The organism is Jejuia sp. G7-7 (assembly GCF_055808955.1).
Genome location: NZ_JBVVSZ010000002.1, coordinates 236,980 through 262,222, shown reverse-complemented (window position 1 = coordinate 262,222; position 25,243 = coordinate 236,980). Strand labels below are relative to the sequence as shown.

Here is a 25,243-nt window from a genome sequence, read left to right as displayed (position 1 = left end):
ATTCCATACAAATTGATTCTTTATTAAAAAAAAGAACATGAATGTAATTACTCAAGGTATAAAAAAAGTATTTGGAGAAAAATCTCAAAAACCTTCAAATCTTGAAGAGTACTTTAAACTATTTAGAGAAAATATCGTTGGTATAGACTCATATTTTGAATCGCCTTATGGTAGAAAAAAATAATCTACGCAGATTGGACTGCCAGCGGAAGACTCTACAAACCTATTGAAGACAAAATTAGCAATATCATAGGACCATATGTGGCTAATACACATACCGAAACTTCAATAACTGGTAGTATAATGACACATGCTTACCATGATGCAAGAACCATTATTAAAGAGCATGTAAACGCTTCAAAAGATGATGTACTAATAACCGTTGGAACGGGAATGACAGGAGCGGTAAATAAATTTCAACGCATTTTAGGTCTCAAACTTTGTGAAAACTTAAAAGAGGACACAATAGTTCCAGAGGAAAAACGCCCTATCATTTTTGTATCTCATATGGAGCATCATTCCAATCAAACCTCATGGTTGGAAACTATTGCAAGGGTTAAGGTAATCCCATCGAATGATGAAGGGCTGCCTTGTTTGATAAAACTTGAAGAGCTTTTACATGAACATAAAGATGTTCCTATTAAAATCGCAGCAATCACCGGATGCTCCAACGTTACAGGTATAAGAACCAACTATCATGAAGTAGCGAAAGTGATGCATCAAAATAATGGACTTTGCTTCGTTGATTTCGCTTGTTCTGCTCCCTATGTTGACATTGATATGCATCCTAAAGATAACGAGAAGTATTTAGATGCTATCACCTTTTCGCCTCATAAATTTTTAGGAGGCCCTGGAGCTTCTGGCGTACTAATTTTCAACAAAAAATTATATAAAAACTTGGTGCCAGATAATCCCGGTGGCGGCACAGTAAGTTATACCAACCCTTGGGGTGATCATGATTATATTGATGATATAGAAACACGTGAAGATGGCGGTACACCAGGTTTTTTACAGGCAATTAGAATTGCGCTTTCCATTAAACTCAAAGAAGACATGGGAGTTCAAAATATTTTGGATAGGGAACATGAGTTGAATACTATTGTTTTTGATAAACTCTCTAAAATTGAAAACTTAAAAATATTAGCACCAGAGCATAAAGATAGACTTGGGGTGTTTTCATTTTATATAGATGACGTGCATTACAATCTTATAGTGAAACTATTAAATGATAGGTTTGGTATACAAACCCGAGGCGGATGCTCATGCGCTGGAACCTATGGGCATTACTTATTAAATGTTGATGAACCTACTTCAAAATCCATTGAAGAAAAAATATTGGAAGGTTGCTTGCTGGAAAGGCCAGGTTGGATTCGTATGTCCATTCACCCAACTATGACTAAAAGGGAAATTAATTTTATATGTGATGCCATTAAAATGGTAGCAAAATATCATAAAAGTTGGGAGGAAGACTATAGCTATAATTTTGAAAAGAACGAGTTTCAACATAAAGCGAATCCTAATATGGAAAGAATCATTTCGAAAGATTGGTTTAAAATATCATTGTCTTCTTTCTAAGGACAAATAACTATTGCCATTTAAATCCTCTAGAAGAACATGTAAACGGAATCCTTAAAGATGAATTCTTTTGCGACCTAGCTTTTGCAAATATCGCTCAAACATAAAGTGTTAAAAATCCTACTTTTTATGTACGAATAAATGTGAATACATGCGTCAAAAGCGGACTTTAATCTGCACTTTTTCGGAGACTTTACATCTTAAAGATTGTGTTCTCGTATCAAAGTTAAACCAAATTACACTTCTATTCGCTACAAAATAAATCGCCTTTAGCTACCCTCAAACCAAAATGTGTACTCATTATTGGTTAAAAGTAATTCGGCTCTCGTTATTGAATTTCCAATCTAATAAATTTAATAATTTACTCCTAGCTTGGAGAGGCTAGTTACCAATTAATAATTTTTGAGGCATAAGAAGTGCTTTTCTCAAATTATTGCTGCAGAATTTGTTATATTTTCATTCTCAAACCGGAACCACGATTAAAACCTTGGCTGGTTACCAATTAAAAAGAACAAAATAAATCCATGAAGAATGACATAGAAAATAGTATTTTTTCACGGTTCGTTAACCAACCTATACCCTTTGAGTTAATATCCATTAAAGAATTATACAGACGGTGTAAAGAAAGTGAATATGACTTATCAAATCCGCATAGAATCAAACAAATATTAATTACCAAATATTAAATTGCCCTTTTCAAAACTTATGTTTAACGATTATTTTATAAGTTTATAAACCATTGCGTATTTGCAGGCAATATCTTCAGGTAATTCTATCAGCAAGCCTTTGGAAGTTTGGTTCCATATGAGTGGTTCAGACCTGCCGAGGAGTTGGACTTTTTTTGGATTGAATTCCCCAGTAGCCAAACTTTTTATGAGTAAGGAATCATTATCGGGGCATCCTAGAACAATAACATATAACGTATTCTTATCTTTTGATTGTGTGAAACGGATATCAGATGAAGAAAAGCCATGGTCTTCTCCTTTTACCACTTCATCTTCGGCCTCAGTCTTTCCACCTTCGCCGTATATCTTCCAGGGCCGTGTTTTAAAGATTGCTTCGCCATTTATTTCCATCCAATTTGCTATTTCCTTCAATATATCTTCGGCTTCTAAATCTATGGACCCGTCTGGTCGTTGGGTAATGTTGAGTAACATATTGCCGTTCTTGCTAACCACATCCACAAGCGTTTGTATCACCCATTCTGGTGAACGGTACATTTTTCCTGTGTCCTTGGTTTTCCAGTTTACGTTGTAAAACCAGTCACTTATAGAGGTGTCGGTTTGCCAAGGGTCTGTCTTGATTTTGGAGCGACCACCTCGCTCAATATCCCAAACTCCAATTCCCTCTATGAATTCGCCATATCCCTTCCGGGAATTTTTACCTCCTTTTAGGTTGTAGACGCCTTGTAGCTCACCATTATGGCGTTTCATATTCGAGTTGTAGAAATGAGCAAGAAGGTCATAGCCAACTTCCTTGAAGGGCAGGCCACCATCCGAATAAAGCAGATCGGGTTCATATTGGTCGATAAGGTCTTTCATTCGTATAGACCATTGTTGTGCCCAATCTGGATTAATAGAGTACCAACCATTATCATTAGAATCTGCCTTCGAGTGATAAAGGCTTTGCCATTTGGGGTCTGCCCCGTCGTAAGGCACTCCAGCCATTTTCCCTTGGGCATCACTACCGTGAGCAGTTTGAAACCACGTAAAACTTGCGGCGAGATGCTCAGAAACTCCAAATCTCAAACCGTACTTTTCAGAGGCTTTTTTCCATTCGGCGATGATGTTCTTTTTTGGACCCATATTTACAGCGTTCCATGTTTGGTGCTTAGAGTCCCAGAGATCGAAATTGTCATGATGTACAGCCAGTGCTACGAAATATCTGGCACCTGCTTTTTTAAAAAGGTTCATGAGTTTATCCGCATCAAAATCTTCGGCTTTCCACAACGGAATAATATCCTTATACCCAAATTTGGATGGATGGCCATAGTTTGCTAGATGGTGCTCGTACTGGCCTCTTTGTGCCCCTGGTACATACATATCTTTTGCATACCAATCTCCCCACATGGGCAGCCGATTGAGGCCCCCAGCAAGACCAAATTCCAAATTTTGCATCCCGAAACCACTCCGGACATTCATATTGCTTCAAAGATTCCACAGTCCCTTCAAAATTAGGTGTTTGAGCATCAGTTGGTGCGTTTGTATCAAGATTATTTGTGCCGACAAACAGTTTATGGTTTTTCTCTTCTGTTATACTCTTCCGAGCTTGATTTAAACTCCGAAGAGTATCTGAAGCCAAGTGCAGTTTCTCATATTCTTTGTTTGGTTCCTTTTTAATAGAGTTACTGCCAAAAGTATCAGAGTTTAAGTTTTCTGTCATCCAAATTTGAGTTTTTATTTTGGAAGTTTTATACTCTGGAACATTATGGGAATCAGTGGAGTTCACTTTTTCCTGTGTAAATCCGATAAAGGCGAAATGCAACAATAAGATTGAGGTAATTGCGAATACGTTAATGCGCTTAGTTTTCATAATTCTTTTGCTTATTTCTCAATGTTTGAACATAATATTTGTATTTTTTGAATAGCCATCAATGACACGTGCAAGTTTTCAGATTAATCAAATCATTTGAAATCGTGAGATTTCTTTATGGATTCAAGGTTGATTCTGTCATTGGTATAACTTTGGTTCCCTTGATGTATTTTCTGTACTCATTAGGTCTCATGTTTTTTAAGGATTTAAAAGTCTTAATGAAATGAGACATACTGTTATAGCCATTTGTATAGGCTATTTCTGAAATGCTTAAATCGGTATTTCTCAAAAGTCTACAAACATTGGCAGTTCTCAGTTCGTTTAAATATAATTTGAAGGTTTTACGGGTGTGTTTTTTAAAATACCTGCAGAATGCATTTGGTGTTAAATGCGTTATTTCGGAAAGGTGTTGTACCGTAAGTTCTTTTTGTGTAATTTTTTGATATGTAATCTATCGTAGTATTGATTCTTGATAAATTTTTGTCGGTTATAGAATAGTTTGCCGATGTTGAGCTTAAGGTTTTATAGTTTGAATCCCTACTAAGCTGTTCTAGAATTTCTATAAAATGAATTAACCTTAAAGGATTTGATAGCGAATTTAAACGAAATAATTTTTTGAGAGCTCGTTTGGTCACTTCACTACTAAACAAGATACCTCTTTCCGAATTTAAAATAAGCTTTGAAACCTGAGTCATTTCTGGGGTTTTTAAAAACGACTCACCAAGAAAATTTACATCAAAATGAATCACTATAGCTTCAGCTCTAAGTTGGGATGAGGTATCAAAGTATTTTGCATCATTCTTCCAGCAATGTGGTAAGTTGGGGCCGACCAATACCAGTTCCCCAGGAGCAAAATTATCGATATGGTCTCCTATAAACCTTGTGCCAGAACTTTCAAGAATATAGGTTAATTCTAGCTTGCTATGATAATGGAATGGATTATAAAAATAGGGAACCCTTTCATTTACAACATCAAAAGAAACATCACTTTTGTTAGGAACTTTTATGAGTTGTGGTTTCATTTTAATGCTTTTTTTTTGAAAGATAAATAATTTAAAATTAATCTTAACAAGGAGGGTTATTCTGTTTCAAATTTCCAGACTTGCCCTTGGGTAACACCACCATTATCATCTTTTACAACAACTTTCCAATAATATGTAGTAGAAGCCGATAACGTTGCCGAGTATGTGGTTTCACTTATGTCGCTTGCAACTTCGGTTGTTGGCGAGCTATTGGTATCTATAAGCACATTGTAGCTTAGTACAGCATTGTCGTCTACATGACTAGCGTTCCATGACAAACTAGTACTGGTGCCTGTTACCATAGCGTTCATACTTGGGCTTACTAAAACGGGGGCATAGGGCAAATAGGTAACTTCACCATCACCTTCGGTATATAATTGAAATGTTGAAGAATATGCGCTAGAGCCTCCATTGTTGTCTTTTGCCTTAACTCTCCAATAATGCGCCAATCCTTTCTCTAAAAATATGGTTTTAGAGGTTGTAGTAAGATTACTAAAATTGTGTACAATTTGTGTAAATGCATTATCTGTTGCCACTTCTAACGCATAAGTTATGGGGTCTCCATCAGCATCAGAAGAGGCATTCCAAGTAAATGTAAGGTTGTTATCGATACATAATAAACTATTTGTTGGATTTGATAGGGTAGGAACAGATGGGTTTCTATTTTCAGCTGGCTCTCCCGGACCATCACTACCACCGCCACAGGATTGTAAAACTATAATTACAATTGTAAGAGACGCTATTTTTAATATATTATTTTTCATTGTTTTTGTCATTTGATGGTTTTTTTATTCTGTTAATTCTTTACAAATTTTAGAGTATACACATCTTCATTAGCTGAAATATTTACTATATAAAATCCTCTTTCCAGAGCGGATATGTCCATAGCTAATTCATAATCACTTTTTGAGAAATGGTTAATGCTTAAATGTGTTTTCCCTAAGATATCAACCACTTGTATAGCTTCTATTTCTGAAACCAGCATTGGTGTAAGAATCGTAATTTCGCTACTAGCAGGATTTGGATATACCCCTAAATCGGAACCAATTAAGACCTGTTTTGAAAAAACACCTTGACATTCCTTATTTGTTTTTACAACCACATTATTTAGGCCTTTTTCTAAAGGCAATGTTATAGTAGAGTTATTGGTTCTGTAGGTATGGTTGTTTACTTTAATATCATATTGTTCTCCTCCTTGTAAATTCAAACTGATAGATTTTTTAGAAGAGTTCACTTTACTGGTCACACCAAATTCTTCTGGCTCGGTAATAGTAATAGTATACTCGCCATAAAAATCAGGATCTTTATCAACCGTAATGATTATAGTATAATCACCAGCCTCTAAATCTTCAAAAATAGTTTGTGCAGAAAAGTTTTTTGAAACATCAATACCATTTCCTAATATTTGCGCTGTATAGATAGCAGAAGAATTTTCGGTGGTAATCAGAACACTTCCGTTGTTTTTATTGCTACAGGTTTCACCAGTTAATTTTATGAGGAAATTATCATGGGCCACGGAAAATAGTGCACATCCGTTAGCGTCTACACTTGCGCCTACTGGAGTATTGGGGCAATTGTCATCTTCGTTTAAAACACCATCTAAATCGGTATCGTTACAATTGGGTTCTGCGCAACCTAGATCTATAATTGATATATTGTCTAAGTATGCATCAGACTCTACATTTGGAGAATAATAGTAAACATCAACACTTGTATTATTAGAACCGGTGGTAAAGGTTAGTGTTTTTTCTTCAAAAGTGGTATTTGTAACGCTTGTTGAGGTCTCTGGTCCGCCATAATCTTTTAGGCCGAAATTAATATTTTTAGTACCCAAGTTTTTTGCAAAAGCCCTGATTTCATAATTATTACTGGAGTTAAGTCCTGAGATAACCGCAGAAACAGCACCTTCACCCTGCATTCTTAAACTATAGTTGCCTTGGTAAACTTCATCTCTTTGTATGCCTCTTTGTCCAGAGCCATAACCACCAGTCCATAAACCAATGCCATCTTCAAAACATTCATTGTAAACGTTTGTATTTGGACAAGTAACTTCCGTTAAAAACTCAAAGGGCGTTTTTTTCTACAATAACCTGTGATGTATCGCCACCAACTGGCCTAATTTGAGCCACAACCGAATAACCTGTTCCAGATGCAGGAATAGGATTGAAGTTCAACGTAAATATATCGTTTTTCACACCTTTAGTGATGGTTTTTGTTGTTGTAGCAATTACCATATCATTTACATCTAATACTGATACAACAATATCTCTAGTTTCACTCAAATTATAGCCAATTTTGAAATCTAAATTTGAAGCTGTTGTAATTAAATCTGGCACATGATCAATACTTATATTTTCTGGGACTGGAGCTTGTAGTAGTGTGAAATTCACTGCTCCTGCTGTAGTATGATCAATTTCTAAGGTTAGTTCTTTGGTGCTTTCATTCCAATTTGAATTTGCTATAGCTCCCAATTCCTCAATCTTAATATTGGGCTGAGCCGTACATTTAAAGGTTAATATAGACGGGTAGGCAGGTAGTGAATATTCACCCTCCCTCAAACTCGGATTAGGAACATAACCATTCACTTGAAAAAATATAGAACCTCCATCATCAGGCTTTAATTTACCAATAACATAACTCATTAAATCAATATTTCCAGATAGTGATTCTATACCGGCATGATTTATATTTAGGGTATAACTTTGTTTTATATCGTGATTTTCTAAGGTATTGAATACAAAGATGGAATTGTCAATGATTTGTGCGTAAGCTTCGTTTGTGCTTTCTGGATAAAATATATTTAAATTAGCATCTGCTTCTGCTTGCGTATCTAAATCCTCTAGTTTTACAACGGCCAATGGCGTACCGTTAATAACAGGTGGGCTTACCGTAGATTTAGGTAAAAATGGAATACCAGAGGGATACCTGTCTGTATTCGGAATCATTTCTAAATAGGCACTTTGTTGTATGTCATAGTTTTGTTTGGTAAATACAACATCGCTATAAGGTTCGAGGTCTGAAATACCATATGTGGAACGAAGAACATCGCCCCATATATTACCTGGCATGTAGGTTATGTTTGGCGTGCTATTGGCATCAGTAGTATTAATTCCAGTATCTACAATTATTTTGAAGTTGTTATTAATTGCTTGTTCTGACGGAATTAATTTTTCGTCTATTACGGCATTAATAAAAGGCTCAAGGTATCTGTGATAGTGATCTGTAGGTCTGCCCGTAAAACGATCGTAATGTGTACTTTGTTCAATTGTAAATACTGTAGACCCATAGGTTATTCCGTAAATAAATTGTTTCATGTTTTGTATATAAGGGTGGTATTTTGTTCCACTTCCGGTGGCGTGCGATCCAGCCATCCATTCTTCAAGTTCAAAATCATCCACATTACCAAATTTTTCCCAACACCATGCATCAGACCACATTCCAATATTTTTTATCATTCCGGTAAGCTTCATACCCTGAATTGAACTTACGTTAGTATAAGCGCCCCATGGATCTGTAGTTTTATTTTGAGGCAATAAATAGTCTCCATAATTTTTATCTTGATAGGCATCATAATTTGCATAACTGAAAAGTGGCCACTTAGCCGCTTGCCAGTTCATATCTCCATAAGAGAATACCTTACCATATTTTCTACATAGTTCTATAATACCGTCTATGTTAGATCGCTTGTCTTCATCAAAAAAGTAACCGTAAAAGGCTTCAGAAGTTGCTGCTCCAACACAGTTTGGTAATTCTTTAAAGGCTATTTCAATTTCAGAAAGTAGACTACTTCTACCTCTAGGAGATAAGTCACCAACACCACCAGTATCAAATAAAAATTTATACCCCAAATCATCAAAAAAGCGTGAGAATTCTACCAAATCCATTCCTTGAGTGTTACTGAAAAATGATTGTCCAATATCTAAAACAACAATATCTTTTAAGTGGTCGGGCACCATTTCTTTAAGTAACGCTGCCGGGTCAGAAGACTCAAAAACAGTTTTACTATTAATTCTAAAGTGAAATAATGGTTTTTCTGGACTAATAGATAGTTGAACTGGGGTAGGAGATTTATCATCATTAACAATAAGTGTTCGTGTTTCGCTAAACGTAGCGCCGCCATCTTGCGTAACCCTCCAGTACCATGTGCCTGGGTCTAATAAGAATTTTTTAGAAGGTGTAATTGTTCCGTAATTAGAATAGAAATAAACGATGTTTCTATCATCATATCTGTCGTCTACCGTTCGGTTTTGAGTGACAATTGCGCCTGTGAAATTTTGATCTTTAGAAGCTTGAAGCTGGTAAGGGCCATCGCTACTAACTTTTACTCTAAAAGAAACGGCAATATCGGTTAATTCGTCATTATTTCTTGGGAATAATAATTCAACCTGAGCAAATATGGTATGAGCATAAAAGAGTGAGGTTATTAAAAGTAATTGTTGCAGTTTAGTCTTGTGAAGTAGTGTTTTTTTCATTTGCTTTTTTGTTGAAAAAATATTAAAAACCAGTTTTATATTTCTTAATAATCAAAGTTAATTGAACACCATATTGTTTATGTATTTAAATAGCATGTAAAACTAATTACAAATTGTTATTGACAACTGTATTTAGTGTCTATTATGAATGGTTTTTAGGTATTGTAGAATTTCAAAGGGACTACTATTGTTTATTTGTTTTTTCTTTTGTAAATTTCGCAGCCTAATTACCTTTTTATGAAAATAACCCTTAAATAGTAATTATATCTTTTTGGACGTATAAGAGGAATTAGGGTTAGCCTTTTTGATAAAGCTTTTTAAACTCAATAATAAATTTAGCAAAACCTATTTAAACCATACTTTATGAATATCTTTAAATTATCTTATTTAATGTGCGCCCTTGTAGGTGGTTTGATATTTTCATCATGTCAAAAAAAGGCAAATACGTCTTCGTCTAAGGCAGATCAAAATTTTAATAAAGATTGGTTATTCAAAAAAGATACGATTGAGGGAGCGGAGGATAGTAGTTTTGATGATAGCAGTTGGCGAAAATTAAATGTACCCCATGATTGGGCCATTGAAGGACCGTTTAGCGATGTTAATAATGCTAGAAATGGGGGATTGCCTATAGATGGTATAGCTTGGTACAGAAAACATTTTATCATTGATGAAGCACACCAAAACAAACAAGTCTCAGTAGAGTTCGATGGAGCTATGGATAATGCTTCGGTTTATATTAATGGTGAATTTGTTGGTGAAAGGCATTATGGATACATTGGCTTTGAATGCGATCTAACAACATATATCAAGTTTGGGGAAGACAATGTTATTGCTGTAAAATTAGCTCCAGAGATATTGTCCGAACGTTGGTATCCAGGTGCGGGTATTTACAGAAATGTACGTTTAAAGATTAATAATAACCTTCATATCCCGCAATGGGGCACTTTTGTTACAACCCCTTCGGTTACCGACGATAAAGCTACCATCAATATAAAAACGAAAATTAAAAATACAGAAAAAACCTTAGCGAAAGCAACATTAGAAACTAGTATAACAGACCCTAATGGCGTTATTGTTGCATCAGCTTCGGAAGCTATCGCAGTTGATCCAGATACAGAAAATGAAGTTTCTCAAAATATTGAAGTTAATAATCCTTTAAAATGGGGTATTTACAAACCAAATTTATATTTGGCAACCAGTCAAATTAAAGTTGATGGCGCTATTGTAGATGAATATAAAACGGAGTTTGGTATTAGGACCATTCATTTTGATAAAGAAAAAGGCTTTATTTTAAATGGAGAACCAGTAGAGTTTGATGGGGTTTGTATGCATCATGATTTAGGGCCTTTAGGTGCTGCGGTTAACTACAGGGCCACAGAGCGGCAAATGCAAATTATGAAAGACATGGGGGTTAATGCTTTAAGAACAAGCCATAACCCACCATCGACAGAGATGTTACAAGTTTGTGATAGATTAGGTATTGTTGTTATAGACGAAGCTTTCGATGAATGGAAAAAAGCCAAAGTACCTAACGGGTATCATAAATATTTTGATAAGTGGCATGAGAAAGATTTACGGGATATGATTAAAAGAGACCGTAATCATCCGTCTGTTGTGATGTGGAGTATAGGAAACGAAATTTTAGAACAAGGGGAAAAAGACGGATGGAAATTAGCAAAACGTCTAAACGATATTTGTCACGATGAAGATGATAGTAGGCCAACAACCGCTGGATTTAACTATTATCCTGCTTCTTTTGAGAATAAATTGGCAGATCAAATTGATGTTGTAGGTGTAAATTATAAACCTTCTCATTATGCAGAAATAAGGTCTCAAAACCCAGATATGATATTTTATGGATCCGAAACGTCTTCTCAAACAAGTAGCAGGGGGCGTACCACTTACCTTTGGAATATAAACATAGAAGAGAAACCTTTCAAGTATCTAGCCATGACGAAACGGTTGGTCCTAAATGGGCATATCCACCAGATGTCGAGTTTGACGCTCAAGAACAAAATCCAACATCGCTTGGAGAATTCATCTGGACAGGTTTCGATTATTTAGGAGAACCAACACCTTACGGCGGTAGAGATAACTCAACCAATGGGTATTGGAATGACGACTGGCCATCACGTTCATCGTATTTTGCACCAGTAGATTTGTGTGGGTTTCCAAAAGACAGGTATTACTTATATCAAAGTCAATGGACCACAGAACCTATGGTGCATGTATTACCACATTGGAATTGGAAAGAAGGCATGACAATTCCTGTTTATTCCTATACAAACTGCGAAGAAGTAGAGTTGTTTGTAAACGGAAAATCTTTTGGAAAGAAAGTAAAGGGTAAAGATTTTACAATGATTCATGCTGAGTATAACGGATTTGAAAAAGGGATGTACAAGTCTAAATATAGATTGTCTTGGAATGTGCCTTATCAAAAAGGAAACATTAAAGTGGTGGGTTATATTGATGGAAAAGAGGTTGCAAGTAAAGAAATTAAAACAGCGGGCGAACCTGCAAAAATCAAATTGATTGCAGATAGAAGTGATATCAATGCAGATGGTGTAGATTTATCTTTTGTTACGGTTAGAATAGAAGACAAAGACGGGAATTTATGTCCAGAGGCTTCTAATTTAGTCAATTTTAGTATTGAAGGAGAAGGCACTTTAACAGCAGTTGGTAATGGTAATGCCGCATCATTAGAATCTTTTCAAGAAAATTATAGAAAAGCATTTAGCGGACAATGCTTGGCAATAATTAAAGCCAATGAAAATCCAGGAGTTATTAAAATTACTGCAACATCTAATGGCTTAACATCTGATGCGATTTCTATTACATCTAAATAGGTTATATAAATGTTGATGAAAAGAGTAGTATTCATATTGTTAGCTTGTATACAACTTCAAGTTTTTGCAAAAGATTACAATGTGCTGGATTATGGCGCTAAAGGCGATGGTATCACTTTAGATACTAAAGCAGTTCAAAAAGCGATAGATGTATGCTCTAAAAATGGAGGTGGTAAAGTTTTAATTCCATCAGGAAAAACAGTTGTAATTGGCACCATCTATTTAAAAGACTTTATAACCCTACATATTGAAAACGGTGCAGTGTTATTGGGTAGTCCAAACTTTGAGGATTATGCTACGGATACTCATAAAAACATGTACAAAAATGAACCCCACATGGATAGGTGCTTGATTTTTGCAAAGGATGCCAAATCATTTGCTATTGAAGGTTATGGAACTATTGATGCCAATGGTCACCCTAAAAATTTTACCGCAAAGAAAAATGGACGTCCAATGCTACTACGTTTTTTAAATTGTAACAATATTCATTTAAAAGATGTTACTCTTAAAAATCCGGCGTCTTGGACATCCGCCTGGTTATACTGTAATGACATTGTGGTAGATGGGATAAATATTTTAAGCAGGGTAAATAATAATGGTGATGGGTTAGATTTTGACGGATGTACTAATGTTCGTGTGTCTAATTCATCGTTTGATACCAGTGATGATTCCATCTGTTTACAAACATCAAACCCTGATAAACCGTGTAAAGATATCGTAATAACGAATTGCCTATTCAAAAGTAAATGGGCTGGTATGCGCATAGGATTAGCATCTCGAGGGGATTTTGAATCTGTTACAGTTAGTAATTGTACATTTCATGATATCGAGGATTCGGGGTTAAAAATTCAGATGAATGAAGGTGGAGAAATGAAGAATATGGTATTTTCAAATTTGGTGATGAAAAATGTGCCAAGGCCTATTTTTATGACGTTTTGTAAGCAAAGGGCAGGAGTAGATACACCTAAAGAAATTCCTCCTATGAAGGCGATGCATGGGTTTATTTTTAATGGAATACTTGTAGATAATAAAGAGCTAGATAAAAATTCTGCAATATTCATTACAGGATTACCAGATCACTATATTACAGATATACAGTTAAATAATGTGCAAATGACCGTTTCTGGGGATGGGGATAAGTCGGATTCCGAAAAAACAGATGTAAAAGAATATACATTGGAGGTGTTGAAGGGATGGTGGCCGGAGTTTCATTTGGTAGGTACATTACCAGCTTCTGGTATTTATGCACGTCATATTAAAGGATTGTTTATTAATAACGTGCATATAAATACGGTTTTAAAAGATGAAAGACCTGTTGTAAGGTTTGATGATGTTGTTAATTATGATATTAAACAATTGTATTACAACCAAAAAAAGCAGATAAAACAAAAATAGTTATCAAGTAGTTTTATAAATGAGTTCAATATGATAAACAAATTCTTTTGCCTGAAATGACTTTAAGATCATATATAAAACTATTTGGATTTTTAGTGACACTTTCATCTTTGATCTCATGTACTGGTGATAAACAGTTTTATAACATAAATGATTTTGGGGCCGTTGGTGATAGCACAGCACTTAATACAAAAGCTATTCAAAACGCTATAGATGTATGTTCTAAAGACGGAGGAGGCACGGTATTAATTTCTAATGGCGTGTATGTGAGTGGTACTGTATTACTAAAAAATAATGTCACCCTTTATATTGATGAAAATGCTAAACTTGTAGGGAGCGCTAACCCATTAGACTATCAGAGTATTGATACATTTGTGGATGCTACCGGACAAGAAAGAGGAACTTGTTTGATTGGGGCAATAAACGCTAAAAATATAGGTGTGGAGGGTAAAGGTATTATTGATGGTAATGGTGCCTCATTTCTTCAAAAAAACCTGATTCAAAAAATGAAAACATTGGGTTTAGAAAACATTAAAAAATTTGGTAAAAATCGTCCGTTTTTGTTGCGTTTTGTAAAATCTTCAGATATAAAATTGAAGGCTATTACGCTAAGGCAAGCAGCGGCATGGGCGTGTCATTTTTATCAATCTCATGATATTATAGTTGATGGAATTACTATTTACAACCATGCCAACAAAAATAATGATGGTATCGATCTGGATTCTAGTCACAATGCCGAGATAACAAATTGTAGAATCAATGCAGAAGATGATGCCATTTGTATTAAATCCACTAGCAAGATGCCTACATATAATGTTAAGGTCGATAATTGTAATTTAAAAAGTGATTGGGGTGCTATAAAATTCGGAACAGAATCTATGGGTGATTTCTATAATATTGATATTAGAAATAGTAAAATTTATGATACCAAAGGTGGTGGTATTAAAATATTGAGTGTAGATGGGGCTAATATTCATAACATTACTATAGATAATATTGAAATGAATAATGTAGATATGCCAATATTTATTCGTTTAGGCGAACGATTAAGAACGTATCGAGATGCTGATAAACAGCCTGTAGGCTCAATAACTGACATAAAAATAAGTAATGTTAATGCTATAACTCGTAGTTTAGAACATTCTAGAGTAACACCACCAACCGGTATTTTTATTACAGGAACTTCAAAACACAAAATAGGAACTATTCATTTGGAGCATATAAACATCGAACTTCCGGGAGGCGGTCTCGCAAAAGATGTTAAGGAAGTAGCAGAAGATGAAAAAAATATCCTGAATTTACGTTTTTTGGGGTCCTACCGGCTTATGGTATGTATGCCAGGCATATACAAAATTTAACTACGGACACAACTACATTTAGTATCACTACAAAAGATGAGAGGAAATCTATTGTTTTCGATGATGTTACACATCATAATATGAATGGTAAATGATTGAAAAGTCGATTTTTTAACCTGTCAGGTCTTGCTTTCTAAACCCGATGAATTTTAGAATATAATATGATTACTATGCTCAAATACAACAAACTTTTCTTTATCCTTCTAGTGCTTTCATCTATAAATATATGTGCTCAAAAGAATAAGATCGCAAAACCTAATATATTGATAATTTATACTGATGACCATAGGTATACAGGTGTGCATGCTTTGGGAGGTATGCCGGTAAAAACACCAAATATGGATGCGTTGGCTAATGAAGGTATTGTTTTTGAAAACGCTTATTTAATGGGGGCATTTTCCGGAGCAACCTGTATTCCAAGCAGAGCGATGTTATTATCCGGCAGACAGTTATTTTCACTAAAAGGGCAAGGACATTCCATACCAACAGATCATGTTACTATAGGCGAGGCATTTCAAAAGGCAGGATACACCTCTCATATTGTTGGTAAGTGGCACCAGGATAATAAGTCTTTGGTACGTTCCTTTAATTCAGGCAGTACTATTATGGGAAGAGGAGTGTATCTGGTCGACCATTTTAGAATGCCTCTTTGGGATTGGGATAAAAAAGGAAAATTTAGTGCCGAAGATGCCTATTTACTTGTATATGATGAAAAAGGAAAAGTTGAACGAAGACACCTAACTAAAGAGGATAAAAAAGGCCCTATAGGAACTGAATTAAATGGACCACATACATCAGAAATTTTTGCTGAAAATGCATCAAACTTTATAAAGAATCGAAAAAAGAACAATCCTTTCTTTATGTACCTGGCATTTCATGCACCGCATGACCCTCGTCAGGCACCACGAGAATATAAGGACATGTATCCGTCTGATCGTGTAGAATTGACACCCTCATATATGTCTCAGCATCCTTTTGATAATGGTCATATGTTTTTACGGGATGAAGAATTAGCACCATGGCCAAGAACTCCTGAAATAGCGAAAAAAGAATTGGCGGACTATTATGCAATTATTACGCATTTAGATAACCAAATAGGAAAAGTTATTGAAGCACTTAAGGAAACTGGGGCCTATGAAAATACGCTGATTGTTTTTGCAGGAGATAGTGGGTTAGCAGTTGGAAATCATGGTTTAATTGGGAAACAAAATATTTATGATGAAGATGGGATACATATACCGTTGGTTTTTTCAGGAGGATTTATCAAGGCAAAAGGTGTTAGAAAAAAAGCTTTAAGTTATACCCATGATATATTTCCAACCATTTGTAATCTTGTTAATATTCCAATTCCCGAATCTGTTAATGGAAAGAGCTTAGTTCCTGTAATTAATAATACTACAGAGCAAGTTAGAGATTATACCTATCATGCTTATAGACAATTTCAGCGTGCTTATAGAAAAGGGGATTTTAAATTAATTGAATACGTAAGAGCAAAAGATGTTAAAAGACAAAAGGGAATAGAACTTGAATTCGAATCTGGCTCCAGGGTTACTCAATTATTCAATGTTGAAAAAGACCCCTGGGAAACCCAAGATTTATCTTTTTCCCTGAATATAAAGAGATAGTGCTTCAAATGAGAAAAGAAATGAAAGCCAAAGCTGTTGTATTAGGAGACAAAAAAAATAGTATTAATGAACGTTATGATTTTTGGGATTTTTATTACTAATAGTGATTAAATTAACTCTTCTTTTTACGCTTCTCCACTAATTTATCGTATTCCGGAGCACGTCTATCAAAATCGTAGGCATCGAAAATAGCACCATTGCCATGAAGCCTGGGATCTCCTTGTTTTTTTAGTTTCTTAAAAAGTTGTTTTTTTAAAGCATTCTTAATTTTTAAATACTTTGGGTTTTCTGCCAAATTAGTTAAACATTCAGGGTCATCTTTAATGTTATAAAATTCTTCTTTAGGTCGTTTTCCATAACATAAATCATAGATAGTTGTTTCTGGTTTTTCTTCCATAGTAGCCACTTTGGTTGGACTCCAATCGGTATCTCTAAAACCAGCTTCTAATGTGCCACATGGCCAACGATTAGGTTCAAAATTGTGCATGTATACAAAATCACCTTTATGAATACTCCGCACTGGGTATGACCAGCCATTAGGTCTACACATGTCATTACGTTCCCTACCGGTATATACTACTGCTCGTTTTTTTGGTTTATCTTTAAAAATATCCATAAGACTTTTACCTGTAATAGGCTGCATGTCGCTCTTATTTTCTTTAATCCCAGCAGCTTTGAGAAATGTTGGTGCAATATCAACAAAACTTGTAAAATCATTTACAATTCTGCCTGGGTTTAAAATTTTCCTAGGCCACTTCACAGCAAAAGGAACACGTGTCGCAAATTCATGTGGGTGACCTTTAAATCTAGGAAAGGGCATACTGTTATCTGAGGTTACGATTATAAGTGTATTATCTAATTCCCCTGTTTCTTTTAAATATTGTAAAATTTCTCCTAAATGTTGGTCAAAATATTCTACCTCAAAAGCATAATCTAAAATATCATGTTTTGTAGCTTCAGAATTTACCCAAAAAGAGGGCATAAAATCTAAATCCTCCATTTTTTTTCCATGCATTACACCAGACTTATATTCGTAGCCTCTGTGTGGTTCTTTACAGCCGTACCAAAAGAAAAAAGGTTGATCTTTAGGCCTCTCTGCAAGAAACTGTTTGAAATTTGCAGAGTAATCATACGTATTTATTCCCTTAGCAGGAACAAATTCTCTTTTCAAATCATTGTATTCTTTACCCGTTAAATTACGACCTTCAGGATGAATTCCTGGATTCCAGCCTTTGCCTGTAAACCCAGTAAAATAGCCATGGTCTGTAAGTGTTTCAATAACACTTTTAAATTTATCGGGCCATGTGGGTTGGTGATTCGCTGCGGCTTCCAATTGCCATGGATTTCTACCGGTAATTATAACAGCTCTGGAAGGGGCACATTTACTACTTGGTGTATACATATGGTTAAATAACAAACCTTCCTCTGCAATAGTATCAAAATTGGGAGTACGTAAAAATTTAAAACCGTAAGCACTGGCATGTGACATATCATCCGCAATAGCAAAAAGAATATTAGGTCTTTTTACTGTTTGTGATATACTTACATTAACAAAAAAAGAAATGATTATTAAAATTAAGAGTCTCAAAGGGTTTTTCATATTTTAGTTAAGGTATAATTTTTCTTAAATACCATGAACTATTTAAGATTAGCCAATTTACGTTTTATTCATTCCAAATTCAGGACTAGTATTAGTTTTTTAATACGACTTTGGGAGATTCATTGCCACGAGCATATTTTATTTTTTCTTCCCATATTTTTCTCATGTGTTTCATTTGTATGGCATGATTTTTATCCAATGCCAGATTGGTGATTTCATTTGGGTCTTCAGATAAATTATATAATTCTTCAAATACAGGTTGCTCTCCTCGTAATGGGTTTTCTATATACGCTCGATATTTAGCTACTTCGGGAAGGTATATTTTATATAACATTTCCATCCTATTTATTCCTAAAAATTCGGTCATTTCCATTATTTCATTGGATTTCATGTTGTCATTTCTATAGTACCTAATATATTTCCATGTTTTGTCTTGTATAGCTTCACAGCGAGGATTGCCAAATGTGTTAGACCAAAGATTCTCGGTATAGAGGTATTTATGGACATCACTACTCTGTCCATCAATAATCTTCCTAATACTTTTTCCTTGGAAATGTTCTGGCATTTGTATTCCAGCATAATCAAGTAGTGTAGGTGCAACATCAATGGTTTGTACCAATGCATCAATAACTTTTTTTCTAGCTTTTTTAGGTGCCATAGGATTGTAAACAATAAAAGGTACACGGGTACATACTTCATAGCACATAGCTTTTCCGGCCATTCCAAATTCTCCCCAGAATAATCCATGGTCTGATGTAAAAATAATTATGGTGTTTTTGGCTAAACCTTGTTGCTCAAGCTTAGCTCTTAAGCGACCAACCAAGGCATCAATACCAGTAACCGCTTGCATGTGGCGTAACTTGCGTTCTTTCATGGTTTCTGGTGTATAGGTGAAATCATATCCTAGTTGTCTGGCTTCGGTAAAAAGTAAATCTTCTGGTAATTTTTGAGTTTTTATATCTTTTTTAGCAATATAATGGGGTGGTAATGGTATATCAATATCGCGGTACAGTGTTTTATAGATAGTAGAATCACTTTCACGTTGTTCCATGAGGCTTGTGGCTGCGCCATGGGGAAGATTGAAATTAATATTCAAACAAAAAGGTTGGTTCGCAGGACGATTTTTTAAAAAATGTTCCGCACCTTTTAGTTTAAATTCATTACTTAAAAAATCGTTAACTCCCTCATTTAATATTTCAGCTTGAGTATCACTTTGAGCTCCGTTGAATATTTTGTGTTTTTCTTTTGGATAAAAAAACAGATGACCGTGAGCACCATACCAATAATCAAAGGACTTTTCCATAACACCACTACTATAGCCACCCTCTCCAATTGGACTATGATTTTTTCCAATATACCCTGTATAATAGCCATTGTTGCGCATAATTACAGGGTATGATTGTTTCCATGCTTCTTCAGAAACAGCAGTACCTGAGTTAAAATTAACACCATGCTTTCTTTCAAACTGGCTTAGTAAGATGGAGACCCTGCTGGGTGTGCAGATAGCACTGGTTACATGTGCATTTGTAAATAACACACCCTCCTTAGCCAATTGATCTAGATTAGGAGTCTGGATAATCTGATTTCCATTTGCTCCTAGTAATTCAAACCGTTGGTCATCGGTAAGAATAAAAATAAAATTTGGCCGAGTATTATTTTTTTGAGCAAGAGCTGTGGAAATAATGAATAACAGGATTATTTGAATTGAAAGTCCTGATGTGGAATTGAATTTCATGATCATTTCTACTTTTTGTGTTATGCATTTGCAGGTGAAAATTATAATGAACGTCCTTTTAACCCGTAAATCGTCCAGTTACTCAATCAAAAATTTATTTCCAGTTAGTTTAATAGTGCTCATCAATATTTTTTCTGATGCAACAGCTTTTTTGTTTTTAACTTCTGGGGAGCAATTTCCTATAAATATGTCTATATCACCTGGTTTTACTTCACGTTTAAATTTTCTATTCACATACGTCAGGTCTTTAGGCTCAAGTGTAAATGTTATTTTTTCTGTTTTTCCTTTTTTATGTGTATACGTTTAAATGCTTTGAGTGAAGATATGGGAACCGGCATGTCGGTATCTTTAATATGTACATACAGCTGCACTACTTCATCGCCATCATACTTTCCTATATTGGTAACATTCACTGATATTTCTATATCTTGATTAGTAAGGGATTCCGAAGGAACTTTTAGATTACTATATTTAAATTTGGTATAACTTAACCCATGACCAAACCTAAAATTTGGCTCTCCTGTAAAGTATTTGTAGGTTCTGTTTTTCATACTAAAATCTCTAAAATCAGGTAAATCCTTTTCAGACTTATAAAATGTTACAGCCGTTCTTCCTGCTGGGTTGTAATCGCCAAATAGAACATCTGCAACCGCTAGACCACCTGCCTGCCCTGGGAACCATGCATCTAGAATGGCGTTTGCTTTTAAATCTTCAGGAGTAAGTGCCGTCATACTTCCATTAACGAGTACCATAACTACAGGCTTGCCTGTTTTTATTAATTTGGATAGCAACTGTTTTTGTTTATTAGAAATGCCAATAAATTCACGATCGTTTTGTTCGTCTTCAAATACATTGCTTGACCCGCCAGCATATATGATTACATCGGACTTGTTAGCTATTTCTAAAGCTTCCTTTACAGGATCTATACCAGGTTTTTTCCAATAGAAATGCATATCGTTTTTACCTTGTGTTTTATTTACGAATACCTCTAATTTGTATTTTTCTCCCGCTTTTAAAGTGTAGGTGTCCTTAAGGACTTGGTATTTCTGCCAGTTTCCTTTTCTATCTCTATCACGGTATACGATAGTATCGTTATTTATAACCAGCCCAAAACCTTGTCCACCTTCCATAGAAAGCAAATACTCGCCAGAAATTTTGGGAGTAAGATATCCCTTAAATTTTACGGAATTAATATTCCACCTTTGTTCATCTACAATAGATTTCCACTCGTAAGTATAATCTATTTCATCAGTAACAGTTTCTTTAACCAAATTTTTAAAATCTGCTTCATAGTAAAATTCTACTTTGAGCCCAGGTTTCCCATCGGGGGTTGTAAGTGCGGATTTAGGTACTAATTCCATGTAGTCTTCATCACCAAGAATACTACCTTTCGCATAATTTATGGTGATTCCTTTTTCTTTGGCTTTAGCCTCTATTCCTTCGTAGATCGTATATATTTTATCAGGGATCCCTGTATAGTTCCCCGTTAAAACATGTGGGTTTTTTACATCGGGACCAATAAGAGCAATGGATTTAATGTTTTTGTTAATAGGAAGTGTCTTGTCATTTTTTAATAAAGTCATTGATTTTTGTGCTGCTTCAAGAGCTAGTTTTTTATGAGCATCAGATTGAATGACATCCGGACTTATTTTACTGTATGCACACATTTCGTGAGGGTCAAACAATCCTAGTTGCATCTTTATTTTTATGGTTCTGTATAATGCATTATCAATTTCTGCTTGCAGTGAGATAGCCTTTTTCCATGCTGCTTTCATGTGCGTTTCGAATTGATCTCCGCAATTAAGATCTACGCCAGCTTTTATGGATAGTCCCACAGCTTCTTCTTGAGTAGCCACTCGTTTTTGAACATTGGAAGCCGTTGATAACGAACCGCAATCGGTAACTACATAGCCATCAAAACCCCACTGATCTCTTAATAATGACGTAGTGAGATATTTTGATGTTACGCATGACTCCCAATTAAGCATGTTGTATGCACCCATAATACCTTTGGCGCCTCCTTCTTTTATAACAGCTTCAAATGCAGGTTTATAAGTTTCCAAAAGGTCTATTTCGCTTACAATGCGGTTTTCGTAGGTTTTACCAACTTCAGGACCGTTGTGTACCATAAAGTGTTTTGGACAAGAAATAGCTTTTAGATACTTGGGGTCATTTCCCTGAATACCTTTTACAAATGCAACTCCCATCCTAGAGGTTAGGTGTGGGTCTTCTCCATAGGTTTCCTGATTTCGACCCCAACGGGGGTCTCTTACCAGATTAATATTTGGCGACCAGAATGACAGGTTTGCACCTTCACCATTATTGTATTTTGCTCTAGCCTCGGTTGAAATTGCACTTGACACTCTTAGCATAAGGGCATCATCCCAAGTCGCTCCTAAACCGATACTTTGAGGAAACATCGTGGCGCGTTTCATGCCCAAACCATGTAAAGCTTCTCCTTGCCAGGCAAAATCTAAAATTCCTAATCGTTCAATTTTTGCATTGTAACTTTTGGTCCATTGGATTTTTTCATCAATTGTTAATCTATCAATTAGATCATAAATCCTTTCATCAATAGGTAGCTTCGGATTCATAAATGGAAAATCTTGGCTAGATGATGAAATACCTTTTGTCGCTTTTTGTCCTGCAGGTGCCCACACTTGAGCATTTAACATACAAAAAGATAACATACAAGTAAATAGTAGTATAGTTCTTTTCATAATTTAATATTTTCTTATTTTTAATGTATTACATGTATAAAATAGAATGCTTTTAACATAGTTTATATACCATAATTTAAAGTTGCTGTAATAATTTTTTATATAATATTAATAGTTGTAATTTTGTTATACTGGTTGTCAACTGGATTAATTATGTTCTCGATTGATATAATAGTAAGTCCTGTAAATACGGGCATTCGAATATTGTTCCATAGGTTCTGCGCTGTAGGTTACTATATATTTGTGGTTCTTCATAAAATATAGGCTATCTTTATTCTTACTTAATCAACAGCAGGTCGTTCCATTTCTTTTTCTAATACTCTGAAAGTCTTATTAGTTATATAATGTGTAGTTTGCATTTGAATATGAGAATTTTGTTTCGTTATTATTTTGTTGTTTCTATAAGGATACTTTTGCTTTCTAAGTTTTTAGAATGTGCAATAACCTCAACTTTTCCCGATACATCTGTAGCTTGAATAATTAATAGAGTCCTACCATTGTGTGTGGTACTTTTGTTAGATTGAAATTTTTCAACACTTTTTTTCCAACCATTATCTACACCTAATAATTTGGCATTTCCTTTTATTTCGAAAGTAATTTCCCTATCATCTGTTTTTACGGGGTTTCCTTTTTCATCCGTTAATTGAACGATAATATGTGCTACGTCATAATTATTGGCTTTTAATATTTTTTCTTCAGAAGTAAGTTGAATTTTAGTTGATTTTCTTGCGGTATTAATTTCTGAAGTAATTTCTTTGCCATTTTTAATTCCTTTGGCTATTAATGTACCATCGGCAAAAGGAACGCCCCATTTATAAATATGGTCTTCAAAATCGGATAGTTTCTTTTTCCCCAGTGATGTATCATTTAAAAACAATTCAATTTCCTCACAGTTAGAATAGATTTCTACCGAAATCATGTCATCTTTTTTATAATTCCAATGTTCATTTACATCTTGCCAACTCCAAAGTGCCGTTTTCCATTTTTCAGGGTTTTTGGCTACAATTTCTCCGTTATCATTAATTTTATTTATGGACTTATCTATATTTTGGGTAGCGATGTGTATATGGGGTTCGTCATTCCATAAGGTTTTCATCATGTGGTAGGAACCTTTTGTGAATCCCGCAGAGTTTGACAAACCAGAGGTTGAAACACGAACAGGCCAGGGTTTTCTAATTTCCCCCATATAATCAATTCCTGTCCATAAAAAGGTACCCGATATAAAAGGACGTTCCATAGCAGCTTTCCACTCGTGGTATTGCCCCAAGTTTTCTGTTCCCATAATGGGTTTGTCCGGGTAATTTTTATGTCCATAATCGTACATAATACGCCTGTAGCTATAGCCAATGACATCTAGTGCATCTGTGTAGCCTGATAAGTGGCTAACTGAAGGCAAAATTAAATTTGCTGTAACCGGTCTAGTTGTATCTAATTCTTTAACCCATTTAGAAAGTTTTTGTGCCGTTTTACCAATGTCATATTTTCCTTTTGGAAGCGTTTTTAATTGTTGCTTAATTTTATCAATAGTGTATGGAGGCTCGGACCAGAAATAATTTCCGTTCCAATTTATATTGTCAAAAAAACCTGTAGCTGCTGCGTTTCTGGTATAAGTCCATTCAATTTCATTACCGATGCTCCATTGAAAAATAGAAGGGTGATTTCGATGGCTTAAAAGCACATTTTCTATATCTTTTTGCGCCCACTCCTGGAAATGTTCTCCATAACCACGTGTTATGTAATCAAAACTAATACGCTCGTTGATGTTAAAGCGTTTGTCTTTGGGGTTGTCCCATTCGTCAAACAATTCGTCTTGCACTAAGAATCCCATTTCATCACATAAATCCAGAAATTCTGTAGAAGCGGGATTATGGGCTATTCGTATGGCATTACAACCACCCTCCCTTAAGGTTTGAAGCCTGCGTTTCCAAACACCTTTAGGTACAGCTGCTCCAACCAAACCAGCATCGTGATGTAGGCAAACCCCTTTTATTTTTAAGTTTTGTCCGTTTAAAAAGAAACCTTCGTTGGTATCGAATTTTATGGTTCTAATACCGAAATTCGTTGTATAGCTATCAATTTCTTTGTCATTTTCTATGATAGAAGTTACCGCTTTATATAGGTGTGGTGTGTCAATATTCCATAATTTCGGATTGTGAATTTCTCCATTTTGAGAAATATTCTTTGAAGAGTTAGCTTCAATTTTTAGTTCATTTTCAATAGAGGTGACTTCCTGACCATTTTTGTCTACTATTTTGGTGTGTAATAAGATTTTTTTTCTGAGGGAAACTCATTTTTAACTGTAATATTTAGCTGTACGGTTGCTTTATTATTTATAACCTTTGGAGTCGTTATAAAGGTGCCCC

General features: G+C 35.1%; 16 protein-coding genes and 3 pseudogenes. 6 read left to right on the top strand and 13 right to left on the bottom strand.

Annotated elements, in window-relative coordinates; genetic code table 11:
* Positions 1–37: 37 nt before the first annotated feature.
* Positions 38–1,575 (top strand): annotated as a pseudogene (locus AC0L5U_RS11290) (aminotransferase class V-fold PLP-dependent enzyme).
* 716 nt (positions 1,576–2,291) lie between these two features.
* Here the strand turns inward: AC0L5U_RS11290 and AC0L5U_RS11285 are convergent.
* The 8 genes and pseudogenes from AC0L5U_RS11285 to AC0L5U_RS11250 all read right to left on the bottom strand — a co-directional run bounded on the left by AC0L5U_RS11285 (position 2,292) and on the right by AC0L5U_RS11250 (position 9,601).
* Positions 2,292–2,651 (bottom strand): alpha-L-fucosidase C-terminal domain-containing protein, encoded by a 360-nt coding sequence (locus AC0L5U_RS11285; RefSeq protein ID WP_473418276.1) that lies wholly within the window; start codon positions 2,649–2,651, stop codon positions 2,292–2,294.
* Positions 2,652–2,693: 42 nt separating this feature from the next.
* Positions 2,694–3,957 (bottom strand): annotated as a pseudogene (locus tag AC0L5U_RS11280) (alpha-L-fucosidase); the annotation flags it as partial.
* Positions 3,958–4,222: 265 nt separating this feature from the next.
* Positions 4,223–4,504, bottom strand: coding sequence for a helix-turn-helix domain-containing protein (locus AC0L5U_RS11275; protein WP_473418275.1), 282 nt, complete (start codon positions 4,502–4,504; stop codon positions 4,223–4,225).
* On the bottom strand, positions 4,464–5,129 hold the full coding sequence (locus AC0L5U_RS11270; protein ID WP_473416509.1) for a cupin domain-containing protein: 666 nt from the start codon (positions 5,127–5,129) through the stop codon (positions 4,464–4,466). The genes AC0L5U_RS11275 and AC0L5U_RS11270 overlap by 41 nt, the downstream gene beginning before the upstream one ends.
* Before the next feature lie 56 nt (positions 5,130–5,185).
* Positions 5,186–5,893, bottom strand: a complete 708-nt coding sequence (locus tag AC0L5U_RS11265; protein ID WP_473416508.1) for a hypothetical protein — start codon at positions 5,891–5,893, stop codon at positions 5,186–5,188.
* Between the two features lie 32 nt (positions 5,894–5,925).
* A complete protein-coding gene (locus tag AC0L5U_RS11260; RefSeq protein WP_473418274.1) occupies positions 5,926–6,231 on the bottom strand; it encodes a T9SS type A sorting domain-containing protein in 306 nt (101 codons plus the stop codon).
* A 594-nt stretch (positions 6,232–6,825) separates the two neighbouring features.
* Positions 6,826–7,149 (bottom strand): annotated as a pseudogene (locus tag AC0L5U_RS11255) (carbohydrate binding domain-containing protein); the annotation flags it as partial.
* A 43-nt stretch (positions 7,150–7,192) separates the two neighbouring features.
* Entirely contained in the window at positions 7,193–9,601 is a 2,409-nt protein-coding gene (locus AC0L5U_RS11250; RefSeq protein WP_473416507.1) for a glycoside hydrolase family 98 domain-containing protein, read from the bottom strand.
* A gap of 363 nt (positions 9,602–9,964) precedes the next feature.
* Here AC0L5U_RS11250 and AC0L5U_RS11245 point away from each other — a divergent pair, with 363 nt between their 5' ends.
* The 5 genes from AC0L5U_RS11245 to AC0L5U_RS11225 all read left to right on the top strand — a co-directional run bounded on the left by AC0L5U_RS11245 (position 9,965) and on the right by AC0L5U_RS11225 (position 16,825).
* Positions 9,965–11,665: a glycoside hydrolase family 2 TIM barrel-domain containing protein gene (locus AC0L5U_RS11245; protein ID WP_473416505.1), complete on the top strand. Its 1,701-nt coding sequence runs from the start codon at positions 9,965–9,967 to the stop codon at positions 11,663–11,665.
* A 155-nt stretch (positions 11,666–11,820) separates the two neighbouring features.
* Positions 11,821–12,447, top strand: a complete 627-nt coding sequence (locus tag AC0L5U_RS11240) for a DUF4982 domain-containing protein (RefSeq protein ID WP_473418273.1) — start codon at positions 11,821–11,823, stop codon at positions 12,445–12,447.
* A 15-nt stretch (positions 12,448–12,462) separates the two neighbouring features.
* On the top strand, positions 12,463–13,842 hold the full coding sequence (locus tag AC0L5U_RS11235; RefSeq protein ID WP_473416504.1) for a glycoside hydrolase family 28 protein: 1,380 nt from the start codon (positions 12,463–12,465) through the stop codon (positions 13,840–13,842).
* 56 nt (positions 13,843–13,898) lie between these two features.
* Positions 13,899–15,200, top strand: a complete 1,302-nt coding sequence (locus tag AC0L5U_RS11230; RefSeq protein ID WP_473416503.1) for a glycoside hydrolase family 28 protein — start codon at positions 13,899–13,901, stop codon at positions 15,198–15,200.
* Positions 15,201–15,463: 263 nt separating this feature from the next.
* Positions 15,464–16,825, top strand: coding sequence for a sulfatase family protein (locus AC0L5U_RS11225; RefSeq protein ID WP_473416502.1), 1,362 nt, complete (start codon positions 15,464–15,466; stop codon positions 16,823–16,825).
* 112 nt (positions 16,826–16,937) lie between these two features.
* On the opposite strand, the gene AC0L5U_RS11220 is transcribed toward AC0L5U_RS11225, so the two are convergent.
* From AC0L5U_RS11220 to AC0L5U_RS11200, 5 genes are all read right to left on the bottom strand, one after another.
* The gene (locus AC0L5U_RS11220; RefSeq protein ID WP_473416501.1) at positions 16,938–18,425 is read right to left on the bottom strand and encodes a sulfatase family protein; all 1,488 of its coding nucleotides are present in this window, start codon (positions 18,423–18,425) and stop codon (positions 16,938–16,940) included.
* 91 nt (positions 18,426–18,516) lie between these two features.
* The gene (locus AC0L5U_RS11215; RefSeq protein ID WP_473416500.1) at positions 18,517–20,160 is read right to left on the bottom strand and encodes a sulfatase-like hydrolase/transferase; all 1,644 of its coding nucleotides are present in this window, start codon (positions 20,158–20,160) and stop codon (positions 18,517–18,519) included.
* Positions 20,161–20,238: 78 nt separating this feature from the next.
* On the bottom strand, positions 20,239–20,403 hold the full coding sequence (locus AC0L5U_RS11210) for a hypothetical protein (RefSeq protein ID WP_473418272.1): 165 nt from the start codon (positions 20,401–20,403) through the stop codon (positions 20,239–20,241).
* Positions 20,404–20,426: 23 nt separating this feature from the next.
* A complete protein-coding gene (locus tag AC0L5U_RS11205; RefSeq protein ID WP_473416499.1) occupies positions 20,427–22,880 on the bottom strand; it encodes a glycoside hydrolase family 3 C-terminal domain-containing protein in 2,454 nt (817 codons plus the stop codon).
* 385 nt (positions 22,881–23,265) lie between these two features.
* Positions 23,266–25,098, bottom strand: coding sequence for a glycoside hydrolase family 2 TIM barrel-domain containing protein (locus tag AC0L5U_RS11200; protein WP_473418271.1), 1,833 nt, complete (start codon positions 25,096–25,098; stop codon positions 23,266–23,268).
* Positions 25,099–25,243 lie beyond the last annotated feature (145 nt).

What these genes read in the sequence shown, in the direction of transcription:
- AC0L5U_RS11235 (WP_473416504.1), top strand. Translation starts at nt 12,463, where the DNA reads ATGAAAAGAGTAGTATTCATATTGTTAGCTTGTATACAACTTCAAGTT.
- AC0L5U_RS11285 (WP_473418276.1), bottom strand. Translation starts at nt 2,651, where the DNA reads ATGGAAATAAATGGCGAAGCAATCTTTAAAACACGGCCCTGGAAGATA.
- AC0L5U_RS11245 (WP_473416505.1), top strand. Translation starts at nt 9,965, where the DNA reads ATGAATATCTTTAAATTATCTTATTTAATGTGCGCCCTTGTAGGTGGT.
- AC0L5U_RS11215 (WP_473416500.1), bottom strand. Translation starts at nt 20,160, where the DNA reads ATGAAATTCAATTCCACATCAGGACTTTCAATTCAAATAATCCTGTTA.
- AC0L5U_RS11220 (WP_473416501.1), bottom strand. Translation starts at nt 18,425, where the DNA reads ATGAAAAACCCTTTGAGACTCTTAATTTTAATAATCATTTCTTTTTTT.
- AC0L5U_RS11270 (WP_473416509.1), bottom strand. Translation starts at nt 5,129, where the DNA reads ATGAAACCACAACTCATAAAAGTTCCTAACAAAAGTGATGTTTCTTTT.
- AC0L5U_RS11265 (WP_473416508.1), bottom strand. Translation starts at nt 5,893, where the DNA reads ATGAAAAATAATATATTAAAAATAGCGTCTCTTACAATTGTAATTATA.
- AC0L5U_RS11205 (WP_473416499.1), bottom strand. Translation starts at nt 22,880, where the DNA reads ATGAAAAGAACTATACTACTATTTACTTGTATGTTATCTTTTTGTATG.
- AC0L5U_RS11240 (WP_473418273.1), top strand. Translation starts at nt 11,821, where the DNA reads ATGGTGCATGTATTACCACATTGGAATTGGAAAGAAGGCATGACAATT.
- AC0L5U_RS11230 (WP_473416503.1), top strand. Translation starts at nt 13,899, where the DNA reads ATGACTTTAAGATCATATATAAAACTATTTGGATTTTTAGTGACACTT.
- AC0L5U_RS11250 (WP_473416507.1), bottom strand. Translation starts at nt 9,601, where the DNA reads ATGAAAAAAACACTACTTCACAAGACTAAACTGCAACAATTACTTTTA.